Source organism: Paenibacillus sp. HGH0039, from assembly GCF_000411255.1.
GTDB lineage: Bacteria > Bacillota > Bacilli > Paenibacillales > NBRC-103111 > Paenibacillus_F.
Window position 1 is genome coordinate 488979 of sequence record NZ_KE150412.1, and the last position, 22994, is coordinate 511972.

Annotated in this window: 23 protein-coding genes; 3 read left to right on the forward strand and 20 right to left on the reverse strand. The window is 55.4% G+C overall.

Going from position 1 to position 22994, the window contains the following annotated elements; translation table 11 throughout:
- The first annotated feature begins 46 nt into the window (after positions 1 to 46).
- The gene (locus tag HMPREF1207_RS01820) at positions 47 to 466 is read left to right on the forward strand and encodes a hypothetical protein (protein WP_016423408.1); all 420 of its coding nucleotides are present in this window, start codon (positions 47 to 49) and stop codon (positions 464 to 466) included.
- A gap of 122 nt (positions 467 to 588) precedes the next feature.
- Here HMPREF1207_RS01820 and HMPREF1207_RS01825 read toward each other — a convergent pair whose 3' ends face one another.
- The 17 genes from HMPREF1207_RS01825 to HMPREF1207_RS01905 all read right to left on the reverse strand — a co-directional run bounded on the left by HMPREF1207_RS01825 (position 589) and on the right by HMPREF1207_RS01905 (position 16231).
- A complete protein-coding gene (locus tag HMPREF1207_RS01825; protein ID WP_009673949.1) occupies positions 589 to 2205 on the reverse strand; it encodes a basic secretory protein-like protein in 1617 nt (538 codons plus the stop codon).
- Between the two features lie 265 nt (positions 2206 to 2470).
- Positions 2471 to 3829, reverse strand: coding sequence for an LLM class flavin-dependent oxidoreductase (locus HMPREF1207_RS01830; protein ID WP_009673963.1), 1359 nt, complete (start codon positions 3827 to 3829; stop codon positions 2471 to 2473).
- Positions 3830 to 3863: 34 nt separating this feature from the next.
- On the reverse strand, positions 3864 to 4724 hold the full coding sequence (locus HMPREF1207_RS01835) for an ABC transporter permease (protein WP_009673945.1): 861 nt from the start codon (positions 4722 to 4724) through the stop codon (positions 3864 to 3866).
- Between the two features lie 2 nt (positions 4725 to 4726).
- Entirely contained in the window at positions 4727 to 5554 is an 828-nt protein-coding gene (locus HMPREF1207_RS01840) for an ABC transporter permease subunit (protein WP_036739775.1), read from the reverse strand.
- 53 nt (positions 5555 to 5607) lie between these two features.
- Positions 5608 to 6627 (reverse strand): aliphatic sulfonate ABC transporter substrate-binding protein, encoded by a 1020-nt coding sequence (locus tag HMPREF1207_RS01845; RefSeq protein WP_009673944.1) that lies wholly within the window; start codon positions 6625 to 6627, stop codon positions 5608 to 5610.
- Positions 6628 to 6925: 298 nt separating this feature from the next.
- Complete coding sequence (locus tag HMPREF1207_RS01850; RefSeq protein WP_009673972.1) at positions 6926 to 7522, reverse strand: TetR/AcrR family transcriptional regulator; 597 nt, start codon at positions 7520 to 7522, stop codon at positions 6926 to 6928.
- Positions 7523 to 7693: 171 nt separating this feature from the next.
- Positions 7694 to 8581, reverse strand: a complete 888-nt coding sequence (locus HMPREF1207_RS01855) for a transporter substrate-binding domain-containing protein (RefSeq protein ID WP_009673960.1) — start codon at positions 8579 to 8581, stop codon at positions 7694 to 7696.
- Positions 8578 to 9345: an amino acid ABC transporter ATP-binding protein gene (locus HMPREF1207_RS01860; RefSeq protein ID WP_009673969.1), complete on the reverse strand. Its 768-nt coding sequence runs from the start codon at positions 9343 to 9345 to the stop codon at positions 8578 to 8580. The genes HMPREF1207_RS01855 and HMPREF1207_RS01860 overlap by 4 nt, the downstream gene beginning before the upstream one ends.
- Before the next feature lie 29 nt (positions 9346 to 9374).
- Positions 9375 to 10043, reverse strand: a complete 669-nt coding sequence (locus tag HMPREF1207_RS01865; protein WP_009673957.1) for an amino acid ABC transporter permease — start codon at positions 10041 to 10043, stop codon at positions 9375 to 9377.
- Entirely contained in the window at positions 10024 to 10689 is a 666-nt protein-coding gene (locus HMPREF1207_RS01870; protein ID WP_009673932.1) for an amino acid ABC transporter permease, read from the reverse strand. The genes HMPREF1207_RS01865 and HMPREF1207_RS01870 overlap by 20 nt, the downstream gene beginning before the upstream one ends.
- A 263-nt stretch (positions 10690 to 10952) precedes the next feature.
- Positions 10953 to 11354, reverse strand: a complete 402-nt coding sequence (locus HMPREF1207_RS01875; RefSeq protein ID WP_009673954.1) for a GNAT family N-acetyltransferase — start codon at positions 11352 to 11354, stop codon at positions 10953 to 10955.
- A gap of 24 nt (positions 11355 to 11378) precedes the next feature.
- The gene (locus HMPREF1207_RS01880) at positions 11379 to 11717 is read right to left on the reverse strand and encodes a VOC family protein (RefSeq protein ID WP_009673939.1); all 339 of its coding nucleotides are present in this window, start codon (positions 11715 to 11717) and stop codon (positions 11379 to 11381) included.
- 51 nt (positions 11718 to 11768) lie between these two features.
- Positions 11769 to 12389, reverse strand: coding sequence for an SRPBCC family protein (locus HMPREF1207_RS01885; RefSeq protein WP_009673942.1), 621 nt, complete (start codon positions 12387 to 12389; stop codon positions 11769 to 11771).
- Positions 12390 to 12407: 18 nt separating this feature from the next.
- Positions 12408 to 14069: an amidase gene (locus HMPREF1207_RS01890; protein WP_016423409.1), complete on the reverse strand. Its 1662-nt coding sequence runs from the start codon at positions 14067 to 14069 to the stop codon at positions 12408 to 12410.
- A 5-nt stretch (positions 14070 to 14074) separates the two neighbouring features.
- Complete coding sequence (locus tag HMPREF1207_RS01895) at positions 14075 to 14641, reverse strand: PadR family transcriptional regulator (protein WP_009673948.1); 567 nt, start codon at positions 14639 to 14641, stop codon at positions 14075 to 14077.
- A gap of 189 nt (positions 14642 to 14830) precedes the next feature.
- A complete protein-coding gene (locus HMPREF1207_RS01900) occupies positions 14831 to 15448 on the reverse strand; it encodes a cupin domain-containing protein (protein WP_009673975.1) in 618 nt (205 codons plus the stop codon).
- 168 nt (positions 15449 to 15616) lie between these two features.
- Complete coding sequence (locus HMPREF1207_RS01905) at positions 15617 to 16231, reverse strand: TVP38/TMEM64 family protein (protein WP_009673956.1); 615 nt, start codon at positions 16229 to 16231, stop codon at positions 15617 to 15619.
- A 242-nt stretch (positions 16232 to 16473) separates the two neighbouring features.
- Between HMPREF1207_RS01905 and HMPREF1207_RS29600 the strand changes: the two genes are divergently transcribed.
- Positions 16474 to 16635: a hypothetical protein gene (locus HMPREF1207_RS29600; RefSeq protein WP_009673952.1), complete on the forward strand. Its 162-nt coding sequence runs from the start codon at positions 16474 to 16476 to the stop codon at positions 16633 to 16635.
- Between the two features lie 266 nt (positions 16636 to 16901).
- Here HMPREF1207_RS29600 and HMPREF1207_RS01910 read toward each other — a convergent pair whose 3' ends face one another.
- On the reverse strand, positions 16902 to 20108 hold the full coding sequence (locus HMPREF1207_RS01910; protein ID WP_050803020.1) for a bifunctional cytochrome P450/NADPH--P450 reductase: 3207 nt from the start codon (positions 20106 to 20108) through the stop codon (positions 16902 to 16904).
- 332 nt (positions 20109 to 20440) lie between these two features.
- Here HMPREF1207_RS01910 and dhaS point away from each other — a divergent pair, with 332 nt between their 5' ends.
- Complete coding sequence (gene dhaS, locus HMPREF1207_RS01915; protein ID WP_009673977.1) at positions 20441 to 21025, forward strand: dihydroxyacetone kinase transcriptional activator DhaS; 585 nt, start codon at positions 20441 to 20443, stop codon at positions 21023 to 21025.
- Between the two features lie 54 nt (positions 21026 to 21079).
- Here the strand turns inward: dhaS and HMPREF1207_RS01920 are convergent, their stop codons facing one another.
- Positions 21080 to 22315 (reverse strand): MFS transporter, encoded by a 1236-nt coding sequence (locus tag HMPREF1207_RS01920; RefSeq protein ID WP_016423412.1) that lies wholly within the window; start codon positions 22313 to 22315, stop codon positions 21080 to 21082.
- Positions 22316 to 22470: 155 nt separating this feature from the next.
- The gene (locus HMPREF1207_RS01925) at positions 22471 to 22944 is read right to left on the reverse strand and encodes a MarR family transcriptional regulator (RefSeq protein ID WP_009672319.1); all 474 of its coding nucleotides are present in this window, start codon (positions 22942 to 22944) and stop codon (positions 22471 to 22473) included.
- Positions 22945 to 22994 lie beyond the last annotated feature (50 nt).

Here is a 22994-nt window from a genome sequence, read left to right on the forward strand (position 1 = left end):
GATCATATCTTCTTGATAGTTGTCCTCATAGAATGAGATATACCAATTGAAAGAGAGTGTGATAGATTTGCCGACATTCGATAACGTACAGGTGACAGGCAGTCAGACAATCGGACAGGATCTTCAGGTGAACGGCAATGAGACAGTCGGTTCGCATCTGAACGTGAATGGAAATCAGACAATCGCCGGCAGTCTGCAGGTGAACGGCAGCGAAACGGTCTTAAACCACCTGGCTGCGGGCGGAACGATTACGGCCGGCGGAAGCATTCGTGCGGTCGCACAAGTGGGAGCGCTCAACCAGCCTACACTGCCGGTCAGTATTCCTTCCGTTCAACAGGTACGGTACTATAATCCCGGCGTTCTGAATCAGCCCGGGCTGCTGTTAACGGGTACGGACGGCCTGGCCTACGTCCTGTTCGTCGATGTGAGCAGCGGCACGCCCAGCCTAGCCATCCAGAAAGCTTAAAAACCGGTGGTCCGTTCCCGCCCTGCCCTTCCCGGCTGTTAGGATCTGAGCTGCCCCGGTTTCCTCAAAAAAAAGAAAGGCTGCCGTTTCCGGCAGCCTTTACCTATGAATCCCATCGGCGATTAGTTAGGGAGTGTCGCCTGATATTCTGTCCAAAGCGTATTAACGTTCGTGCCCGTTAGCTCCTGGATTTTGCCTTCTGTCCAGTCCTGTCCGTCGAACGGGGTCAGGCTTGCATTCAGCTGGCGGATAAATCCGGGCTTTTTCGTGTCCTCGATCCAGCGGAAGAAATTGCCCGTCGTGCCGTAACCGTCCTGCCACGTTCCGCCCTTGGTCATGCTGTAACGGTCATGATAGCCGACTGCGAAGCGGATCGTATCCGCCAGACCCTCGACCATGTAGCTGACACCGCCGACGCTTTTGTCGGCATACCGGTTATCATCGTACTGGTAGCAGTGAGTCAGCTCGTGGTACAGTACGCCGAGAATTTCGTCACGCACCGATTTGTTCGGATCGTTCGCGATATCGCGCAGAAACCGGGAACTGAAACCGACCGTTTTCTGGATGTGGTCGCCGGACGCCCAAGCCACTCCGGGAACGTCTTCGATCGTGACCTTGATTTTCTGCACGCCGCCCAGCAGCTCGCCGGGATTATTGTACAGCAGCTCGTTTACTTTGCGCACGATAACCCGGATATCATCCGTCGCGTTAGGCAATGCCTGGTCGAACAGTTGACCATTGCCTGCGGCGTCAAGATTTTGGACCTCGATGACCGGGTTCACGGCATGCCACATGTCGTCCTTGCGCGAGAATTCGACTTCGGACAGCTGCAGGATACCCCCGCTGTGGTTTTGGAGATTATTCAGACGGTAATACTGGTAAGCGGTGTTGTTGCCGTTCAGAACGTAATGATTCCGCTGATGCCGGAGTCTGAACGATTCATTGCTCTTGGTATCCAGGCTTGTCCAGTTGGCGTTATCGTTAGAGCCCTGAAGCACCCAGCTTTTAGGATCGCGTTCGGCAAAGTCATTGGCGGCCGTCAGCGCGTAGCCGTCGATCGTAACCGGCTTGCCGAAGTCGAATTTCAGCCAGCCCGTGGCATTGAATGTCAGCCATTTGGTCACGCTGGTTCCGTCTACCAGATTATCTTTGCCTTCGTTAGGCGTATTTTCAGCGCTGGCCGTAACGGTCGGCTTGATCGTGGTCCAGGTATCGACGGAGCCGTCGAATAATTTGATCTCCGAGATCTGGAGGATTCCGCCTGACTGGTTTGTAATGCTGTCGAATTTAAAATATTTAAAAGAGGACGTGTTCGCAAACGAGTAGGATTTTGTCTGATTGCGGTATGTAAAAGCTTCATTTTGCCGGGTATCGAGTACGGTCCACGTCGATCCGTCATTGGAGCCTTTGAGAACCCAGCTTTTCGGGTCTCTTTCGGGAAAATCTTCAGCGGCCGTAATCGAGTAAGAGGTGACCGTCTTCGCGGTGTCGAGTTTGACTTGAATCCATCCTGTGGAACTGAACGTAAGCCATTTTGAATAAAGAGACTGGTCGAATGCGCTTTCCTTGGTCTGGGTCGGCGCATATTCGCCGCTTGCCGTTACGGAGCCTCCCGCCGCCACATTTTTGGGGGTAGTCGTAGACGTTGTTTGAGCCGCCTCTGCCGTAGATATACCGAAACCGCCGATCAAGCTCAGTCCCAGAAAAGCCGCTGCCGTCAGGTAAGTCAATTTTTTCATGGTTTTCTCCCATCCTTCTCTCTCGTTTTGGTCAAACCGAAATCCGGGGTTATCCGCGTCCGCCGGTAACTTTTTTATCACCTCTCTATTAAATCGGGTGGATTCTTCTTCATTTTAGCAGAAATGTGTAATTTTTATCTATTGAGGTTTTTTATGCCTTTTCTAGCTGAACCTGAATTTATGCCAATTAAAAAGCCGTTTCCCGCAATAGGAAACGGCCTGCAGGAAGAATCGCCGTCAAATCCGCCGGAAACCGGCTCTCTCCCTATCCGTTCACGCCGACCTCCGCCGAACCGCGTTTGCTGAAATGCCCTGCTTCGGCCCGTTCGAGGCCCAAGTGATCCCGCAGCGTGGTTCCGTTGTATTCCGTACGGAAAAGGCCTCTGCGCTGAAGAATCGGAACCACCTCGTCGGTAAATGTCTCCAGGTCTCCCGGCAGGACCGGCCCCATGACATTGAACCCGTCGCATGCTTTCTCCCGGAACCACTGTTCCATGAGATCCGCAAGCTGCTCCGGTGTGCCGACGAATTGCAAGTGTCCCCGGGCGCCCAGAATCCTCTGCCCCAGCTCCCGGATGGAAAGCCCCTCGGAACGGGCGGTATCCATAATAAGCTGGACGCGGCTTTTCATCCCGTTGGACTTCTCCACCGGATCGGGAATATCGGGCAGCGGGCCGTCCGGCGGGTAAGCCGACAGATCGTGGCTGACCATGCCGGACAGGGCCATGACGGCCAGCTCGGTCGGGATAAGATCCGTCAGCTCCCGCTCTTTGCGCCGGGCTTCTTCCACTGTCGCTCCGAGAATCGGCGATATTCCCGGCATAATTTTGAGGCTGCCCGGCTTTCTGCCTGCTCCGGACAACCTGCCGTTGACGGCGGCATAGAACGCTTTGGCCGCCTCCAGCGACTGCTGAGCGGTGAAAATCACCTCGCCGTAACGGGAAGCGAACTCCTGGCCCTGCGGGGACGACCCCGCCTGGATCAGGACCGGATTCCCCTGGGGAGGGCGGGGAACATTCAGCGGTCCTTTGCTGGAGAACCATTTCCCCCGGTAGTCGACCGCCTTCACCTTGCCGGGATCGGCATAGATACCCGCTTCCCGGTCGAGCACCAGCGCGTCGTCGTCCCAGCTGTCCCAAAGCCGGGTGACCGCTTCGACGAATTCTTCGGCCATCTCGTAGCGAAGCGCATGATCGGGGTGCTTCGGCAGGCCGTAGTTGTGGGCTTCGATATCGAGCTGGGAGGTCACAATGTTCCAGCCCGCCCGCCCCTTGCTGATATAATCGAGCGACGCGAACTTCCGGGCTACATTGTAAGGATGATTGTAGGTCGTGGATACGGTCGCCGTAAGGCCGATCCGTTTCGTAACGGCGGCCAGAGCCGACAGCAGCGTTATGGGGTCCAGCATGCCCGAGGCCGCCCTATCCACATGCTGCACATACAACAAATCCGCGAAAAAAATCATGTCGAACTTGCCGCGTTCGGCCGTTTCGGCAATGGAGCGGTACAGGTCGAAATCGTATATCCCCTCCACCCCGGATTCCGGATGGCGCCAGCCCGCATGATGATGGCCGGCATAATAAATGAAAGCTCCCAGATGGAGCTGGTCCATGCGTTTAGACATTCGCATTCAACCTCCTCTAATTCAAATGTTTCGGTCAACCCTTGAACGTATCCCGCCAGCCCAGCCAACGTTTCTCCAGAGCGTGGACCGCGAGGTCCGATAAAGAACCGACGCACGCGAACAGGATAATCCCGACGAATACGATATCCGTATTCGAATACGTCCGGGCATCCTCGATCATGTATCCGATGCCCGCGCTCGTCCCCATCAGTTCGGCGAAAACGAGTATGAGCCACGAAACGCCCATGGCCAGACGCAGACCCAGCAAAATGTGGGGCAGCGCGGAAGGGATAATGAGTTTCCTCAGCTGCTGGCTGCGCGAATACCGCAAAATGCGGGTCACCTCGTAGAGCTTGGAATCCACACCCCGGATTCCCGTGAACGTATTGAGGTAGACCGGGAAAAAAGCGGCCAGCGAAATCATCAGAATTTTGCTGAATTCCCCGATTCCGAACCACAGAATAAACAGCGGAATCAGCGCAAGCAGCGGCACCGTCCTCAGCATCTGGAGCGAAGGGTCCAGCGTCCGTTCGATCATTTTGCCGATTCCGGTGAACAGCCCGGTCAGAAGCCCGGTAAGCGCCCCAAGCAGAAAACCGCTTGCGGCCCGGATGAAGCTGACGCCGATATGCCGCAGCAGTTCGCCGCTCAGGCCCAGCTCGGCGAAGCGCCGGGCAATGGCCGAAGGCGTCGGCAGCTGCTCCTTGCCGACCAGTCCGCTCATACCGGCCGCCTGCCATACCGCCAGCAGGACGAACGGGACAAGCAGGCCGTGCATCCGGGACGGGAACACTCCGAGCCAGCCCAAGTCTTTGGCCGTCCTGCCGTAGGCGTTCGGAGCCGTTTTGCCCGAAAACGTTTTGGCAGCGCCTTTTGCGGATACGGATTTCGCCATGCTTATCCCCCCTCCCCCCGGAAGCTGTCTCTCCAGCGGAGCAGCCTGCGCTCGGCCAGAAGCACAAGCGAGTCGGACAGCTTGCCCATCACCGCGAACATGATAATCCCGACGAACATAACCGTCGTGAGCGACATGGACCGGGCATCGTTGATCATAAAACCGATGCCGGTGCTGGAGCCCATCATCTCGGCGACGACCAGCCCCAGCCATGCGACGCCGAGCGACAGCCGGGTGCCGAGCAGGATGTTAGGCAGGGAAGCGGGCAGAATCAGCTTGGCGATCATCTGAAAGCGACTGAACTCAAGCACCCGGGCGACATCGAACATTTTATTGTCCACAGAACGTATGCCCAGGAAGGTTTGAATGTAAAGCGGAAAAAAAGAACCTTTGGCTATGAGCAGGAGCTTGGATTCCTCCCCGAAGCCGAACCAGAGAATAAACAACGGCGCGATCGCCAGATGCGGCAGCGTGCGCAGCATTTGCAGCGTGGGATTCAGCAGTCTTTCCGCCTTGTGCGAAAATCCGACCCACAGCCCGGCCGCAAGTCCGAGGCCCCCTCCCAGCAGAAAACCGCACAGCACTCTCCATGTCGAGACTCCCAGATTGCGCAACAGTTCCCCGCTTAGCAGCATCGCCCCGAATTCGCCGAGTATATCGGACGGGGCCGGCAGCAGGATGGGATTCAGCCACCCGGCGGAGCCGGCGATCTGCCATCCTGCAAGCAGACCGAGGGGAAGCAGAAGTCCGGTGAGCCGGTTAACCGCAAGAAGAGATTTCTTGCGTGATTTTCCGGCCGCCGGCGCACTTCCGAACCGCTTGCCGGCCATAAGTTTGTTTCGGGTACTCGCCGAAAGCATGTGCAGCGCCTCTCTTTCGGATCTTATTTGGCCGCAGAGGCCGCTTTAAGAGCCTCTTCGATAAAGGTGTTGTTTACGGCGTCCGCCACTTTGATCTTCTTGCGGATCGTTCCGGCCGACTCTTGAAAATCGGCCGTTTTCTGAAGCTCCGCAGCCGTAGCCTCACTGACCGGGATATTGATCGATTTCGAACGTGTCAGCATGCCGCCGACGACCGCTTCCGGGATTTTGTAATCCGCCGCATACCGTTTCAGAACTTCCGCGGAGTTCTGTTCCTCCCACAGCCTCGCCTTCTCAAGGACGGACAAATAGACGGTGGCAAGCTCCGGATATTTATCCGCGATCTCTTTGCGCACGATGACAAAAGACGGGGCCAGAACGCCCAAAGTCTCGCCTTCGGCCAGCACTTTTCCTTTTCCCGTCAAGGTGTTGACGGTTATGTACGGGTCCCAGGCGGCCCAGGCATCGACCTTGCCTGAATCGAAGGCGGGCTGAGCTTCGTTCGGCTGCAGCTGGATGACCTGAACGTCCGCAGGGTTAACTCCGGCATCGTGCAATCCCCGGGTCAGCAGATTATAAGCGTTGCTGCCCTTCGTAACGGCAACCTTCTTGCCTTTCAAATCCCGGATATCCTTGAGCGGGCTGTCCGCCGGTACGATAATAGCCGTATTCCGCTTGCCGTCGAGTATCTGGGAAATAATCTGGAACTTGATTCCGGCCGCTTGGGCGGCGATGACCGGCAAATTGCCGAGGGAAGCGAAATCCAGTTTGTCCGAGGCCATCGCTTCCGTCATGGGCGGACCGCTTTGAAATTCCGCCCATTCGACTTTTACGCCAAGCGGTTCGTAGGCTTTCTCGAACCATTTCTCTTCCCTCGCTTTGGCGTACATGCCCCCGCTTCCCTGGACGCCCAGCTTAAGGGTAAGCCCCTTATAATCCGGCTTGCCTCCGTTTGCGGACGGGGACGCTTCGTCTTTCTTGGCGCAGCCGGCCGCGATCAGAACCGTTGCAAGCAAAAGCAGCGCCGTTGTCCATGTTTTCATCCGTATCTCTCCTCCGTATGTCGCTCAAATTTGCGCCGATGCCAAAAACAACAAAACCGATCTTTTTAATTGGTTTTAAGAAATAAAAAATGGCCGCAGGACTATAAGCAGGTTCGTTCCCCGCTTGTTTGCCTACCGCCAATCTCCAGCTGTCTGGTCGAATGCGTTAAAAGGTTTGGGTCTGAATTCGGTTGTTCGTTTCACAACCTGAATATTCATTCGGTTTGTTACCAGCATTCTATCAGGCTGAAAAGAAGATTGTCAACACTTTTTTCCTATCGGATAAATCGGAATTGAATCAAGCTTCAAAAAACCGGATCAGCGCGTCCACTTCAATGGATACGGGGATTTCGAAACCCGGCGCCCTCTGCAGGGTCAGACCTTGAATCAGACTCACATAATAGAAAGCCAGCTGCAGCGGATCTCCGGCCCTAATATCCCCCCGGCCTTGTCCATCCTCCATAATGCGCGCGATCGGCTGAAGATTGGCCGTAAACCGGTCCGTAACGGCCTGCCTGATCGCCACGGGCACGGTTTCGGTCGTCCGTGCGCTCTGCAGCATGATCGTGTAGGCCCAATTGATCGGATTGGCAAGCCAGCCCGCGGCGAATTCGTGCAGCTTGACCAGCGGCGGCATCGTTTGCTCATCGGCGAGCTCCGCCGCTCTCTTTCCGTAATCGAGCTGTCCGCGTTTTAACACGTCGGCGAAAATCTCGTCTTTGGAGCTGAAATAATGGTACATCGTGCCGATGCTGATGCCGGCCGCTTTTGCGATATCGCTGATGCTCGCAGCTCCGAACCCTTTTGACGCGATGACCGTTATGGCGGAATCCAGAATGAGCTGAATCCGTTCTTCTCTGACGCGTAAATCCCGTTCCGTATTTCTCGGCGACACCCGGTTCCCTCCTTACGGACTGCTCCGTATTTACTAGCTTCCCTGCGTCTATGATAATCAACCTGACCTCAAAAGCCAAGACTAACGGATCGCACAGGCTCATCAGACGTTACAAAAAAAGCATCCCTTCTCCCTGGTTCGGAAGAGGGGGATGCTTTGCAATTGCGCCGCTTACAGTTTGCCGCCTTCTGTAATGACATCGTTCGGATCGGTAGCGGAGCCGAGCTCCTCTTTGACGTACTTGTCATAAAGCTGCAGCAGAAACTTCTCCTGCCCGAGCGTCTCCAGCTCCTTGTTCACCCAATCCCGGAGCTCGGTATTCCCTTTCTTGACCGCCGGAGCGATCGGCGCTTCTTTCTCCAGCTTCTCCGGGATAAGCGCGAAACCGGGGTTCTGGCGGGACCAGGCGAAGAGAACGAAGTTATCCTGGGCATAACCGTCACCGCGCCCGTCTTTCAGCGCTTGCAGAGATTCGGTATTTTTCTCGTACTTGACCAGCTCTACGTCGGGGCGGTTTTTGGTCAGAAACAGATCGGCTGTCGTGCCCTTCGTGACGATGATTTTTTTGCCCTTCAGATCGGCCAGCGTCTTAAGCCCGCTTTTCTCGGACACGAGCACCTGCGTCGCCACTTTCATCGTGGGATTCGTAAAATCTACCGCTTCCTTGCGCTCCTCGGTCACCGTCATATTCGCCACGATGAGGTCCACCTTGTCGCTTTGCAGAAACGGGATGCGGCTGGCGGGCTCGACCGTCACGAACTCGATCTTCGATTCGTCCCCCAGCAGATCCTTGGCGAAACGCTTGGCCAGATCGCTGTCGAAGCCGATCTTGTTCCCTTTGTCGTCGGTAAAGCCGAACGGGGGCTTGTCCGTAAATACGCCTACGATCAGCTTGCCCCGGTCTTTGATTTTCTGGATGCTTCCTCCGCCGCTTTCACCGGCCGATGCGGGTTTGGCTCCGCTTCCCGAAGCGTCTTTCGAATCTTTGGCGGCTCCGCAAGCGGCCAATACGCCCGCAAGCAGGACGACTGTTACCCATACAGCTATTCTTTTTCTCATGCTTCTTCTCTCCCTTTTCCGGTCTCCATTTCGAAAAACTGGTTTAAAAAATGCTTGGCGCGGCCGCTTTGGGGACTGCTGAAAAATGTATCCGGCGGCGCGATTTCGCGAATTTCGCCTTCGTCCATAAAAACGATCCGGTCGGCAACCGCACGGGCGAATCTCATTTCGTGAGTCACGATCAGCATGGTCATGCCCTCCCGGGCCAAGTCCAGCATCACCTCCAGCACTTCTTTCACCATCTCGGGATCGAGCGCCGCCGTTACTTCGTCGAACAGCATCACCTCGGGCCGCATGCAAAGCGCCCGGACGATGGCGATCCGCTGCTGCTGGCCACCCGATAGCTGACGGGGATATGCGTTCTTTTTATCCAGCAGACCGACGCGCGCCAGCAGCTTCTCCGCATCCGCGGCCGCTTCGCGCCGGCTCCGTTTTTGTACTTTGAGCGGTCCCAGCAAAATGTTATCGAGCACCGTCATATGCGGGAACAAATGATAGCTCTGAAAAACCATGCCGATTTTCTGCCGGGTCACCCGCCACGGCACTTTCCCGGCGTTCAGGTCTTCCCCTTTGAACAAAAGGGTGCCGCCCTGTATCGGTTCGAGTCCGTTCAAACACCGGAGCAGCGTGCTTTTGCCGCATCCGCTCGGGCCCAGAATGACGACGACTTCCCCCAGTGCCACATCCAGATCGATCCGCTTGAGCACCCGGTGCCCGTCGAACGATTTCTCCACTTGTCTAAGCTGCAGAAGCGCTTCCCCCATAAGTACCTCCTTTCCGGCCGTTCAGCAGGCTAGTCGGCCCATCTTCTTTCCAGTCTGCGCGAGAACACAGACAGCGGGTAGCATAAGGCAAAATACAATAGAGCCATGAGGCCGTAAATAACGACGGAGGCGTAAGAAAACGTGTAATGGCGCTCAATGATCTGCTGACCCGATTTGATCAGTTCCGTCACACCCACCAGCACCGTCAGAGAACTTGTCATGACGATCCGCGTAAAGACGTTGATGGCCGGCGGCACCATACGCCTCACCGCCTGCGGGATAAGCACGTATCCCAGCAGCTGCCACCCGCTCAGTCCCAAAGATTTTCCGGCCTCCGTCTGCCCTTTGGGAAGAGATTGCAGGGCTCCCCGGACGATTTCCCCGATTTCGGTCATCCCCCACAGCGACAGGACAAGCAGGGCCGAAGCGAATGCGGGAAGATGGATGTCGAAGAGGATCGGCAGACCGAAGAAAAAGAAAAACAGCCAAACCAGGATCGGAACGCTCCGGACCAGCTCCAGAATCGTTCCGGACAGCAGACGCGCGAGAAGCAGGCGCGAAGTTCTCAGCAGCCCGAAACCGATTCCTCCGGCCACGCTGAACACAATGGTCAGAAGCGAGATTCGCAGCGTGGCCCACAGCCCTTCCGCAAGCTGAGGCAGGCTCCCGACGAGAAGCTCATAAGCCGAAAGCGCCATGCCGGAACCTCCTTTCCAGATAACCCAGCAGAAAGGACAGCGGCAGAAAAATAACGAGATAACAGAGCGTCATCATCAGAAGCATCTCGTACGTTTTGTAATACAGCGAAATATAATTCGTCGTCGTATAAAGCAGCTCCGGTACCGCAATCGCCGACACGACCGTCGTTTCTTTAAGCAGGAAAATAAAGTTCGCGAATAACGACGGGATGGAAATCCGCAGCGCCTGCGGCAGGATGACATACCGGAACAGCTGCCATTTCGAAAGCCCGATGGCAAGCCCCGATTCCGACTGCGACTTCTCAACGGCCTCTATGCCCGAACGGAACACCTCCGTAAAATATCCGCCGCCCAGGAAGGTCATCGCAATAAAAACCGTCGTCATCGCGGACAGTTTAATCCCCAGCTGCGGCAGGGCGAAATACAGAAAAAACAACTGGATAAGCAGCGGTGTGTTTCTCGCCAGTTCAACATGCAGCCGGACGGCCCAGGTCAGGGGACGGATGCGAAAATACAGAATAAACGAATGAATGACAGCCACGAAAAGGGAAAAAAAGATGGCGATGCCCCCGATTCTGAGCGTCTCCCCTCCGGCTCGCACAAAATCGGGCAGATGCTTCCACATAAAGTCCGTGTCGAGATGCACAATTCTCCTCCTACTGTTAAACCTTCTATTCTTACCCGATAACAAGGTTTAAAGGCGGCCTTGTACCGGATCGGAATTTCCTCCCACCTCCTGTGCAAACAAAAAAACAGCCGCGCGGCTATCACCTGATGGGTCCGCCTGAGGCTGTCTGGATAGGAAAAAATCATGCTGTTCAACCCCGCACGGAGCAGGACGATGCCGTTATTTCCATATCTTATAACATATTTTTCCAAGCTGTCAACTTGGTTTTATTCCACTTCTCTTTAAACCAATTCGGAAATATAGAGCGGAACAGCGCCCTGTTCCCCCCGGAATCCAAGCGAACGGTAAAAGGATTCCGCTTCCGCGTAAGAAATCAGCACTTTCGTTTTGTATTCCCTGTACTTGCCGAGAATCTCGGTCATCAGTGCTTTGCCGATCCCGTGGTTCTGGTAATCCGGCCTCACCAGCATGTAATGAAAATACGCCGTCATTACCCCGTCGGAAAGAGCGTTAACCAGCCCGATCAGCTTATCGCCGTGCCATGCCGTCACGACCGAGTGGGAATTCAGAATCGCCTGATGTAGCTCTTCAGGGTGTTTTCCCGATTCCCAGTCTACGGACAGGAACAGCTCCCGGAGCTCGTCTATATTGACTTCGTTGGAATGACTATAGCGGATGTCCAATTGGATGAATCCTCCTTGACGGTTTCAGCTCAGCACCTCGACGACAAAGCCGCCCGGGGCTTTTACATAAAATGTCCAGCCGTGCATTCTTTGAGGCGGTTCCACGTCGAACCCGTCCTCTTTCAGGCGCCGGTTGATCTCGTTTACCTTCTCTTCGCTTTCCTGGATAAAACCGATGTGAAACGTTTTCGGATAGCTGACTTCCGCGCCTTTCATCAAGGTCAGGACCGCTCCGTTGTCATCGGACAATACCGCGAACGCGCTTCCGCGTGTACTCCGCGTTGTCAAACCGAAATACGTTTCCAGAAAAGCCTGAGTCGCCGGGACGTCTGTAACCGTTAAATTAAGATGGTTCAGCTTCATCTTCGCACCGCCTTTGAACAGATTTGGAATGCGTGATCCGTTCTCTATAGTTTACACCCTTTTGTGTTCCTCCGCACCCAATTCCTGGATACGGCTCAGCACGGACTCCCACTCCCGTCTCATCATTTCCCGCATATACACGTCGTCCAGCATTTCCTGATGAATGGAAATCGTGGTCCCTCCCGACTTTGCGGCCGCCAAAGTAATTTGAAGACGCGAGGGATTCGGCCATTCCTTACGCTTCCAGGTCATCCGGAGCTTTCGAAACGGATCGACCACGGTAAGTTTTCCCGTAATACCTTCGGTGGAAGCGAATTCCGCCCCTTTCTCCAAAGGAAACTCGGACACGCTGCCTATCCACAACGGCAACCCTTCACTCGAAGTCAGATAGCTCCAGGCTTGCGGGGCGGATATCGCAACCGTTTTTCTTACCCCGATCTGAACGCCGGCGTCCTTAGTCACACCTACGGGAGTCCTTCCCAGAAAGGGAGCGTACATGGCAGCCAGCCATTCTCCCCACTCGCCTGAAACGCCGTAACAGCTGCAAATGTGATCCCTGATCTCCTCGTGCGACCAAAGCTCGTTCACGGAACGCTGGAGCTTGATGACCCATTCTTCCCAGGTATTTCCCGTTTCCTTCCGAACGTTTTCTTTAAAAAGTGCTCCGGGCATACTCGTTCCTCCTGACAGTTATTTATCGGTAATCGGCAAAAGAGCCGCCGCAAGTTTTCCCGGCGGATAATCAGGACGGTCCCGGAAAAGCTTCTCCAGCATATCCATCACGGCAAGCACCCGGTCTTCCCGCCAGGGTGCAGCCGCGACCTGGACACCGACAGGCAACCCGGCGCTGTTCAGGTCCGCTTGCGCAGCGGCCTGGACCAGTCTGTCCCGGCTTCGGACGGCCCGCATTGCATCCGCTTCGTCGACCCGCACCTGACTGAGGCTGATGACCCCGGCAGGCATGCCGAGATAATTATACAATAGCGCATAAGAGCCCTCGTACGTCATTGCGAGAGAATGATCGTGCGGGATTGCGGGCGTAAGGAAGGGCGGCGACAGCAGGACGTCGACCTGCTGCCGCTCCATCTCCGCCGCGAACTTTTCACGGTAAGCTTGGCGGAGCTCCGCGGCTTTCCCGAGATCCTCTCGGGTTTTGCGCCCGAGGTAAGGAAGAATGTGCGTGCCGGCGATTTTCTGTCCCGCACCCCGCAGAAGCAGCGCCAGGATGCGATTCGCCGTCCGCGAACGCCCGAAGGAACGGCGTGTGCCCTCCACCTGCGGGACAAGCGCATCCGCGCCGGCCGTCTCCGCGATGCCTTCCGCCCCGGCGGCCGACATCAGCGCGTAGAACTGATGCAGCGCCAAATCCGGCTCCGGCAGGCGGAACGGCTTCACGGTCACGCCGCGGGCACGCAGCGCTTCCGCGGCGTCCAGGACCGCCCGCTCCACGGCGGGAGACGGCGGCAGAATGCCGTCCGACGTGTAGAAGCCGATCCGCAGTCCCGCCGGATCGGTTTCCCCGGGACGCTGCAGGGGATGCGCCTGCAGCGTCTCCGTCGCAGCGAGCACCTCCATGGCGAGCGCGAGGTCTTCGACTTTCCGCGCCAGCGGGCCGGTGCTCGCCATCTCCGCCGCCTCGCGGCAGATGTGCGCGATGCCGCGAGGCGGGCGCGAGGCCACCCGGCCCGGCGTCGGCTTCAGCCCGTGGACGCCGCAGAAGTGCGCCGGCGTACGGATGGAGCCGCCGACATCCGTGCCGAGACCGAGCGGCGATCCGCCCGCCGCGATAAGGGCGGCTTCACCGCCGCTGCTTCCGCCGCACGAACGCCCGGCGGGGTTCCACGGGCTGCTTGTGCGCCCGTATACCGGGTTCACGGTTTCGCAGCCCATGAGCAGCTGCATCGCATTCGTCTTCGCCAGGACGACCGCTCCGGCCCGGCGGAGAGCGGCGACGGCCGGATCGTCCTCAGAAGCAGGCGCCGTGCGTCCCGTCAGCCCCCACGTTGACGCGGTTCCCGCCGCGTCAAGGGATTCCTTGACGCTGACCGGCACTCCGTGCAGAGGACCGAGCGGTTCTCCCGAAGCGGTCCGCAGGTCCGCTTCCGCCGCTGCCCGGCGCGCCTCCTCGAACAGCGGGACGGCAACCGCTCCGATCAGCGGCTGGATCTGTCCGATCCGGGCGATATGCGCCTCCACAAGCTCGCTCGACGTCCATCTGCCCGCTTTAATTCCGCGGGCCATTTCCGCGGCTCCGAGCTCCGGCAGCTTTGCGCAAGAAGCGTGCGATTCAGCTTCCCCGCTGCCTATGGCGGAAGAGGCGAGTGCATCCGGGCTTTTTGCAGGAATATTCATAGGATTCACGCCTTCTCCTCTCTGCCGGGCTTCTCTTGGGCACCGGAACCTCCATCGGACTGTTTCGTCAGTTCCTCGTCTATCCAGCGGAGGGAAAACTCAAGCTGGGCAATACCCATCTCCAGCGTTTTAAGACGAAACGCATCGCTGTCCGGATCATTCAAAGCTCCCTGCCGCATATGAAGAAGGCCTTCTCTCGTATGTGCAAGCCTCGCCCGTTCCTCCAGCAGCCAGCCTTGTATCTGATCCGCGGCGGCATACCTGCCGAAAAAATAACGGACGAGCAGATCCGATTTCTGCACACCGGGCGATAATGGAGACTTCAAATAGTCCGCAAACGACTGCCGCCCTTTCTCCGTAATGCGGACTATATTTTTGGAAGGCTTCCCCTCCTGGACGACGACTTCCTTCTCAATGAGCGCCTCCCTTTCCATCCGCCTGAGCGCCGGGTAAATTCCGCTGAAAGTCGCTCCGAAGAAATGGGCGACCGACTCGTCGAACCGTTTTTTCAGCTCATAGCCGGTCATCGCTTCCCCGTAAATAAAACCCAAAATCACTTGTTCGATATTCATAGGAATAAACCGCCTCATTTATATTATCATTGATAATATGATTATAGGTTATATAGTACCCTGTATTTTTCCACCTGTAAATGGGGTCGTACTCCCTGTCTCCGAATTTCCGCTTACAAAAAAAGCCTCCCGCTCTGGAAAGAATGCGGAAAGCTTTTAGACAAACGGCGGCCTCCGGGGCCGAAATGCCTAGGTTTTCTTTTTTTCGTTAAGATAGGGCTGACCCGGGGTGGCCGGTTTTCCCGGTTCGCTGTGCGCAGGAACCGCCGGTCCGATGCGGACCGACTCCGTAATCGGCGCGAAGGTTTTGCCGGCAAGAGCGGCATTGACATTATAGGCGTTCTGCAGCACTTCCGGCGGAGTCAGCCGCAGGATATCGGAGCCGTGCACCGTCTCGGGCTGCTCGTGATTGAAGAACGCATGAAGATGCACCTTCTCGGAAACCGGCGTAATCCAGTGCCACCAGCCTGCGGGAACAAAAACGACCTGCCCTTCCTTCGCGCGGTAGTTCACCAGTTGGGGGCTGTCGGGGCACATCACCGAAATCTCCGCCTCTCCCGCTACAATGACATGAAGCTCCCACGCGTTCGGATGCCAGTGGGGTTCCCGGATATATCCCCTGCCGAGCCGCAGCTCCGTAAAAGCTCCACCCGTCATAGGCGGAAGCTGCGTTGAGGTGACTTCATACGCCACGTTGTCTTCGTTGCGCTTAAACAGCACGTTATCGCGTGCGTTAAAGGCGAGATTGGGCATGCCGGAACTTTTGTGATGATTCGTCGGGCCGGCCCTATAACCGTATCCGCTCACTAGCCAAGCTCCTCTCCGCATTCCGCATTCCGTTTCCTGCATTCCTTCATACATATGCCGTCAGCCGGAACATTATCCGAAGGCGGAAGAAGAACAAGTTCAACGCAGCCAAGCAGCGTGCAGAATGAGTTTCCCGCGGTGAGGGGGTGGTTTTCAGTGAGTTCCGCCCTATTCCAGCTCCATCGTCTGGCCGGACGAAAACCGCTTCTCTATCTTTTTGCTGACGATCAGCGATACGGCGACGAAAAGGACGACATAGAGCAGTTGGTACGGATTCTCGATATATTTGGCCACATCGTAACCGATATACGAAACGGTGAACACCATGATGCCTTTGCCGATCAGAACGGCCATCAGAAAAGAACGGAGGCGCATGCCGGCCAGTCCCGCCGCTATGTTAATGACCACGAACGGACCCACGGGAAACAGGCTCAGCAGAAAAACGTAGCTGTAAGCGTTCCGCCGGATCCACTTCGTCGTCCTTGCGATTTTCGGCTTGCGGGCCAGCCTTTCGAGATAAGAATGACCGGCGATCTTGCGGACGATCAGGAAGGTGACGAGACAGCCGCTCACGATCCCGATCCAGGAGTAAAGAAAACCGGCCCAGAGTCCGTAAACCGCCGCATTTACCCCTACGATGAGCAAAGTCGGCAGGGGCGGGACAAACGATTTCATAAAAGTAAGCAAAATACCCGGAAGCGGGCCGAGCGACCGGTATTGTTCCAGCAGATGTTTTAAATTGTCTTCATTTGTTACATAGGACACGATGTCTGAAATATCCATGAATTCCGCTTTTTCCTTTCGGGGGGTCATTTGGAAGGTCATTTCCGCTAGCCTAAGCTTACCTTAAAAACCTCGTCTTTCCCACCCTTACTTCCGGGAAAACCAGGAAGCATTTGCATGCCTGCCCGCAGCTGCCTCTCTTTTTTCCGGAGACCGCTTATCCGCCCTGCCATTCGTCGCTTCTCCTATCTCTCATTCTTCATATGCTAGGGATAACTTACCGGATAAGAAGGCCGCATCCTGTGGTTCATACGAAAACCAAATCCTATACCTATAAAGTGGGCAAAAACAAGTTTCTGGTCTTCCAGATCTTCCAGTCCGCCATCGCCAAAACACACGCCGGAAACGCGCTGGCCAGCAACGCCGTCCATGTGAAAGTGTTTAAAAAAGGCAAGAAACGTTAACCAATCGGCCAAGGCGCATACGGGACAAGGCGGCTACGCATTCGCCATCAACGCTTCCGATGTGGGCGTAGTAAGAACCGACGTAGCGGCCAAATAGGAAGCAGGACCAAGAGAGGGCGGCGCTCCGTGCGCCCGCCCTTTCGTCCATGCCCTTCCCGCTTGCCCAAAAGCGGCAGTCAAAAAGCCTCCGCAAGCGGAGTTGCCCGCTTACAGAGGCTTGCTGTAATTTTATCTCGGGAGATCCCGTTCAGTTCGATCGATCATCGTTAAATGCCCGCCCAGACGTCTTTGGCGTAGCGCCCGTCCGTCTGCAAGCCGTCCAGCCACTTCCGGGCTTCGTCCGGGCTTACCTGATGGATATTCGCGTACGCCTCCATCAACTGCTCTTCCACGTCCGGCGCCATCCGGCTTCCGTCTCCGCATACATACAGCCGGCCGCCTTTATCCAGCAAAGCGATGAGCTCCGCCGCATTCTCTTTCATCAGGTGCTGCACGTACGTCTTCGGCGTTCCTTCCTCCCGCGAATACGCCGTGTGCAGCTTGACGAGGCCTTCCCGCTCGTACCGCTCCAGCTCCTCGCGGTAAATGTAGTCGCTCTCGCACCGGCAGCCGAAGTACAGGTGCGCTTCCCCCAGCTCCGTTCCTTCCCGCCGCAGCGCGCTGCGGGCCTGCAGGAACCCGCGGAACGGCGCCACGCCCGTGCCGGGGCCGACCATGATGACCGGCGTCTTCGGATCGTCCGGCAGCCCGAAGCCCGATTCCGGCGTCCGGACGAACATGACGATCGCATCGCCCTCCCGGCGCTCCGCCAGGTAGTTCGACGCTACGCCCCGGTACTCGCCGCGTCCGCTCCACGCCGGTCCCTTCACGACCCCGACCGTGATGCTCGCCTCTTCCGGCTGCACCTGCGGGGCGCTGGAGATCGAGTAGTACCGCGGCTTCAGCGGCGGCAGCAGCTCCAGGAAGCGCTCGAACCCCAGCTCGCACGCTTCGTACCGCTCCAGCAGGTCGAGCATGGACACGCGCTTCTTCCACACCTGCTCGCGGTACGCGTCCTCTTCCAACAGGGCTTCCAGCTCGCGCTTGTGCGGCGGGCACGCCGTGCATCCCGCCAGCTCCCGCAGCTGGGCCCGGGTTGCCGCTTCCTGCAGGTCCACGCTGTGGCCCAGCAGATCCTCCAGGCTCACCGGGCGGTCCAGCGGCAGATGGGCGGCGCTTCGTCCGCTTCCGCTCAGAATGAGGTGGTCGCTCCCCTGCAGCCCGAACCGGCGGAGCACACGCGCCACGCTTTCGCGCGAGTTGCGCGGCAGAACGCCCAGGTGATCGCCGACCCGGTAGGTCACGCCTTCGGGCAGCTTCACCTCGATCCGGCGGGTGCTGCGCCCGCTTTCCTCCCGCTGAAGCTCCGTGTTCCCGGCGATGACCGCATGCACGGCATCGTAGGATTCCGCCAGCGGCGTACCGGCGAAGCCGCTCACAAACTGCAGGCTGAGCGAGCTTTTCTCCTTCTCCGAGATCTCGGCGAGCTCCAGGCCCAGCGCCTTCATGACGTCCGGCCGCAGCGCTTCGCGCCAGTCTTCCAACTGCTTCTCGAAATCGCCGCTGGCATCGCCTTCTCCCCGGCCGGCAAGGCGCTGTCCTCCTTTGGAGGCAAGCAGCTCGTCGGCCCGGCGCGGAACGTCCTGATACGTGCTCGCCCAGTTATGATCGCCGCAGCCGAACACGGCGAACCGCACGCCGGCGATTTCGCTTGGCTCCGCGCTTTCGAGCCAATCCATGAAGTCTTTGGCGTTGCTCGGCGGCTTGCCGTTGTAGGAGGCGGTCACGAGGAACACCGCCCCTTCCTTCGGCAGCTTCCCGGCATAGTCGTTCATGGAAGCGACTTCGGGGCGGAAGCCCTGGTATTTCGCCGCATCGGCCAGTTCCCGCGCAATGCCTTCGGCGGTACCGAGGTTCGAGCCGTACAGCACAAGCAGCGGCGTGTTGTGGGCGTTCACGCTGAGCGGGGCGGCTTGTTCTTTGACCCGCTTGTCATCCGCCGCGGAAACCGCAGTCCCCGGAATGGTGACTGCAACGCCTTGCTGGCGCGGCTCCACTTTCATCGTGAAGCCTTCGGGCTTCATCGTCAGCGTTTCTTTTACCTTCAGGACATAATCCGTATGCGGCATAATGTTGAAATGCTTCAAAACCATCCCGAGCACAAGCGTAGCTTCCTGCATGGCAAACTGTTGGCCGATGCAGGCGCGCTGTCCGTTGCCGAACGGCTTGTACGCATCGTAAGGAATTTTCCCCGGGTCTTCGAACCGCTCGGGAATGAACGATTCCACGTCATCTCCCCACACGGTCTTGTCCCGGTGAAGCTTCGGAATGAGCACCGTCAGGCTGTCCCCTTTTTGCAGGGGATATTTATCGGCCAGCAGGGTGTCTTCTTTCGCGTAAAGCACGAAAGCGGGAGCCGTCGGCCAAAGCCGCAGCGCTTCGTTCAAGATCATCCGGATGTAGGTAAGCTCGCGGACTTGTCCGTAAGTCGGCACGGGATCGGTCAGAACCCGGTCCACTTCTTCGTACGCTTTCCGGAGCTTGTCGGGATTTTTAAGAAGAAAATAAAGGGCGAACGAGAGAAGTCCGCTTGTGGTCTCGTGACCCGCGATCAGGAACGTAATGATCTGATAGCGAATATTCTCGTCACCCAGGGATTCGCCCGTTTCCGGGTCTTTGCCGTTCAGCATGTGGGACAGCAGGTCGTCGATACCTTCCGTGCCCTGGGCCCTTCGTTCGGCAATCAGCTTGTCCACCAAAGCGAACATCGCCTGGATGTCATGGTTGAATTGTCTCTTCGTAATGACCATCAGCTTGTCCTGAAGTCCGAGACGCTGGGTCTGATTCATCGCTTCGTGCAGCGCTCTTACCATGCTTGTAATAAAAGGATGCGGCTGCTCGCGGTAAAAGCTGTTAAACCGGTAGTTGAACCCGCACAATCCGATCGTATCCAGCGTCAGCCGCGTCATATCCTCCGGCACATCAATGATTTCGTCCGCGTTTAGCCGGGACCACTTCTGGATGAGCTGGACCGCAATGTCCACCATCATGTTGTGGTACCCCTTCATGGCACGCTGGCTGAACGTCGGCAGCAGAATATGATGAGCTTTCTGCCAGTTCGGTTCATCCGTGTGCGCGGTAAACAGCCCGTCTCCCCCAAATGCGCGCACATTCGAAAGAGCGGCTCCGATTTTCTTATCAAAACGGGATTCGTCGCACGCGTCTGCGACCAGCTCGTGGCTGGAGATCAGCAGCTGAGTTCTGCCGGGCATCTCCAGCTTGAAGATGGGTCCCAGTTCATCCGCCAGTTTCATCATCGATTGCAGCGGGCTTTCTTTATCAATTAACGGAAGATTGCCGAGCGGCCCGTAGGTTTTGGGCTGCGGAATTAAAGGTTCTGATTTAGCCAAGACACTCTCGCCCTCCTTGTTCATCCCATACTGGTACTTACACATCCTCCCTACTATTTGAAAAGAAAGGAACGGCTATCCATTTTTTCTCGCTCTCCACCGGCTGCCTGCGAAAAAAATTACCACTTGTATGGATGCCTTATGTAATCATTTCCAGTGTAACGCGAAAAACCGCCCCCGCAAAATAGACAATTCCAGCGAATTGTCCAAAAACAAACCACTTTACCGGGATTGTCTATGTATGAATTCGATTTTTTCCGTTAACGAACCGCACGTATCCGTTCCTACATTTTTAAAAAGATCTCAATTCCTTTATACTGGAAAGTGGAGTGTGGAGAACCAATCGAGGTGACATCATGACCGATTCGCAAATGACCAAAAAAGCGCTGGCCGCATCGCTTAAAAAGCAGATGGAAACGAAACCTTTGGCGAAAATCAGTGTTCAGGATATTTCCTCCGGCAGCGGACTGAACAGACAGACCTTTTATTATCATTTTAAAGACAAATACGACCTGGTTCACTGGATTTACTATTCGGAAGCGGTGGAAAGCATCGCCGATTACCGCGATTACGAACACTGGAGCGACATGGCCGTACAAATCCTGCATTATTTGATGAAAAACCGGCTGTTCTACGTCAACGCGCTCCATACACCGGGACAAAACGCGTTTGACGGCTATTTGTTCGAGGCTACCAAGGACATGATCAAACGAGTAGTGGACGACGCTTCCTCCGGCCTTGGCGTATCGGATGCGGACAAATGCTTTATCGCGGAATTTTACACCTTCGCGTTCGTTGGCATCGTCGTCAAATGGGTCAAAACGGGCATGAAAGAACTGCCCGAAACGATGATGAAACGGATCAGCGACCTCGTGGACGGTACGCTGCTCCGCGCGCTCAGCCGACATGCCGGACCGCAGCCGGTTGAAGCCGCGCCTTAACGCCAAAAAGCCTCTCCTTCTAACAAAAGGGGAGGCTTCAGTCTGTAAAGCAGTTTACCTACTTACATCCGTTCTCTTATACAAAACGGGTATTGCCGCCGCTATAAGGATCATCCCCATAAAAGCGGGAGCGGCATGACCAAGTGATACATAGATTTGACCTCCAATGATAGGCCCAATCATTCTTGCCAAAGCCTGAATAGATTGGCTGCCTCCTTGAATCCTTCCTTGTTCACTGGAATCGACAGACTTGGAGAGCATCCCATTGAATGAGGGCCCAAAGATCGAATCGCCAAAACCGAATATAAACATGCCAGCGATAAGAAGAGGATAGAAGGAGAACAAAGCAGATAGCGCAATCAGACTGTAACCTATAATCTCCGAAACCATTCCAAGAATCGCTATTTGTTTATCATTAAGTTTTTTCAAAAGTTTCGGCATGATGAAACCTTGTGAAATGATGTCTTGGACGCCCATGATTGAAAACATAAGTCCGATCAGTGCAGGCTTCCAACTGAAAGTGTCCATTGTAAATTGTGAAAGAACGGCCTGCAAAGATCCGTTAGGTACCCAAAGTAAGAACGCTGAGACAAGCAGCCTTCTTAAGTTTTTCATGGAAAGCAGGTTTGCAAGCTGTGTAAACGGATTCAGTCTTACAAAGGTAATCTCTTTCAGTCTGTTATTCTTCTTAAGGCTCTCAGGCATAAAAAAGAATCCATAAATAACATTCACTAAAGTTATGACGGCTCCAAAATACATGGGTGCGGAATAACCAAACTTGGCAAGTAATCCGCCTAGAGTCGGGCCAATGACGGTGCCCACACCTACAACCGCACTCACCCATCCAAAGTATTTGGTTCTCTGTTCCGCAGGAATGATGTCTGCAAAATAGGCGAAGATCGTGCCTATGCTCCCGCCTGTTATCCCTTCTATTATACGCCCGGCAAATAGTACCCATAGAGCCCCTCCTATGCCAAAAACGAAGTACCCGATTGCGGAACCCAACAGACATACCAAGAGTAATGGACGACGGCCATATTTGTCGCTCAAAGCTCCGAGTACGGGGGCCGCAAAAAACACGCAGCATGCATAAACAGAGGTCAGCAGCGTAACAACTATAGCTTGTTCTCCCGGATGGCTTATATAAGGCTGCACTAAGAAGGGGACGACGGGCGTTAGGATACTGAAGCCTATTCCGCAAAGAAACACAGAGATAAGACCGAATAGTAAAGCGTGTTTATCTACGGTTTGTTCTGTGTTCCGTTCCTTGTGCGATCTACCTTTAAACATCGCATTCTCCCCTCAAAAATCATGATTTTGATTCCTAGGAAACAAACTTAGCTTATTACATTTTTGTTTCCTCGTCAACAAAATAAAAGCAATAAAAATGCAGCCCGTTCTCAATAGAGCCCGGCTGCCTGTGGTTTCATTTTCATTATTCAAATTTATTCCGACTTAATATCTAAACCCCGTTTCTTTATTTCTGCCTCCAAATGCCTGCTATACTTTTCCACGAAGCTGAGCATACTGTCAAATTGTTCCTCGGTCACCTGCTCGAATACGGCTTTATCCCGCTCTTGAAATTCTTTGTGCAGGTCCTCATGAATGTTATAAATAACTTTCCCTTGCTCAGTAAGCCTAAAATAAATTTCTTTCTTGTTATCCGGCTTCCGGTAACTTTCGATAAGGCCTTTTTTTAAAAGCTGCTTAGTTATTTTACTTATGGCGCCGCGAGTCATATAAAAGGACTCCGCAAGTTTTGTCACGTTGGAATCTACATTTCTTTCAATGTATTCGATGCAATGGACTTCAGAAGGCTTATACCCTTTAAGACTGTTTTCCATCTTATCCTTATTAAGCCAAACCAGCTTGTTAAATAAGTCCCTGAAACCCATTATGACCTGTTCTTCTTTGTTCATGGCCTGTCCTCCCGCCCGTTGGCGCATTAACAACAGTATATTCAAATTTT

What these genes read in the sequence shown, in the direction of transcription:
- HMPREF1207_RS01825 (WP_009673949.1), bottom strand. Translation starts at nt 2,205, where the DNA reads ATGAAAAAATTGACTTACCTGACGGCAGCGGCTTTTCTGGGACTGAGC.
- HMPREF1207_RS01830 (WP_009673963.1), bottom strand. Translation starts at nt 3,829, where the DNA reads ATGTCTAAACGCATGGACCAGCTCCATCTGGGAGCTTTCATTTATTAT.
- HMPREF1207_RS01835 (WP_009673945.1), bottom strand. Translation starts at nt 4,724, where the DNA reads ATGGCGAAATCCGTATCCGCAAAAGGCGCTGCCAAAACGTTTTCGGGC.
- HMPREF1207_RS01840 (WP_036739775.1), bottom strand. Translation starts at nt 5,554, where the DNA reads ATGGCCGGCAAGCGGTTCGGAAGTGCGCCGGCGGCCGGAAAATCACGC.
- HMPREF1207_RS01845 (WP_009673944.1), bottom strand. Translation starts at nt 6,627, where the DNA reads ATGAAAACATGGACAACGGCGCTGCTTTTGCTTGCAACGGTTCTGATC.
- HMPREF1207_RS01855 (WP_009673960.1), bottom strand. Translation starts at nt 8,581, where the DNA reads ATGAGAAAAAGAATAGCTGTATGGGTAACAGTCGTCCTGCTTGCGGGC.
- HMPREF1207_RS01860 (WP_009673969.1), bottom strand. Translation starts at nt 9,345, where the DNA reads ATGGGGGAAGCGCTTCTGCAGCTTAGACAAGTGGAGAAATCGTTCGAC.
- HMPREF1207_RS01865 (WP_009673957.1), bottom strand. Translation starts at nt 10,043, where the DNA reads ATGGCGCTTTCGGCTTATGAGCTTCTCGTCGGGAGCCTGCCTCAGCTT.
- HMPREF1207_RS01880 (WP_009673939.1), bottom strand. Translation starts at nt 11,717, where the DNA reads ATGAAGCTGAACCATCTTAATTTAACGGTTACAGACGTCCCGGCGACT.
- HMPREF1207_RS01885 (WP_009673942.1), bottom strand. Translation starts at nt 12,389, where the DNA reads ATGCCCGGAGCACTTTTTAAAGAAAACGTTCGGAAGGAAACGGGAAAT.
- HMPREF1207_RS01890 (WP_016423409.1), bottom strand. Translation starts at nt 14,069, where the DNA reads ATGAATATTCCTGCAAAAAGCCCGGATGCACTCGCCTCTTCCGCCATA.
- HMPREF1207_RS01895 (WP_009673948.1), bottom strand. Translation starts at nt 14,641, where the DNA reads ATGAATATCGAACAAGTGATTTTGGGTTTTATTTACGGGGAAGCGATG.
- HMPREF1207_RS01905 (WP_009673956.1), bottom strand. Translation starts at nt 16,231, where the DNA reads ATGGATATTTCAGACATCGTGTCCTATGTAACAAATGAAGACAATTTA.
- HMPREF1207_RS01910 (WP_050803020.1), bottom strand. Translation starts at nt 20,108, where the DNA reads ATGAACAAGGAGGGCGAGAGTGTCTTGGCTAAATCAGAACCTTTAATT.
- dhaS (WP_009673977.1), top strand. Translation starts at nt 20,441, where the DNA reads ATGACCGATTCGCAAATGACCAAAAAAGCGCTGGCCGCATCGCTTAAA.
- HMPREF1207_RS01920 (WP_016423412.1), bottom strand. Translation starts at nt 22,315, where the DNA reads ATGTTTAAAGGTAGATCGCACAAGGAACGGAACACAGAACAAACCGTA.
- HMPREF1207_RS01925 (WP_009672319.1), bottom strand. Translation starts at nt 22,944, where the DNA reads ATGAACAAAGAAGAACAGGTCATAATGGGTTTCAGGGACTTATTTAAC.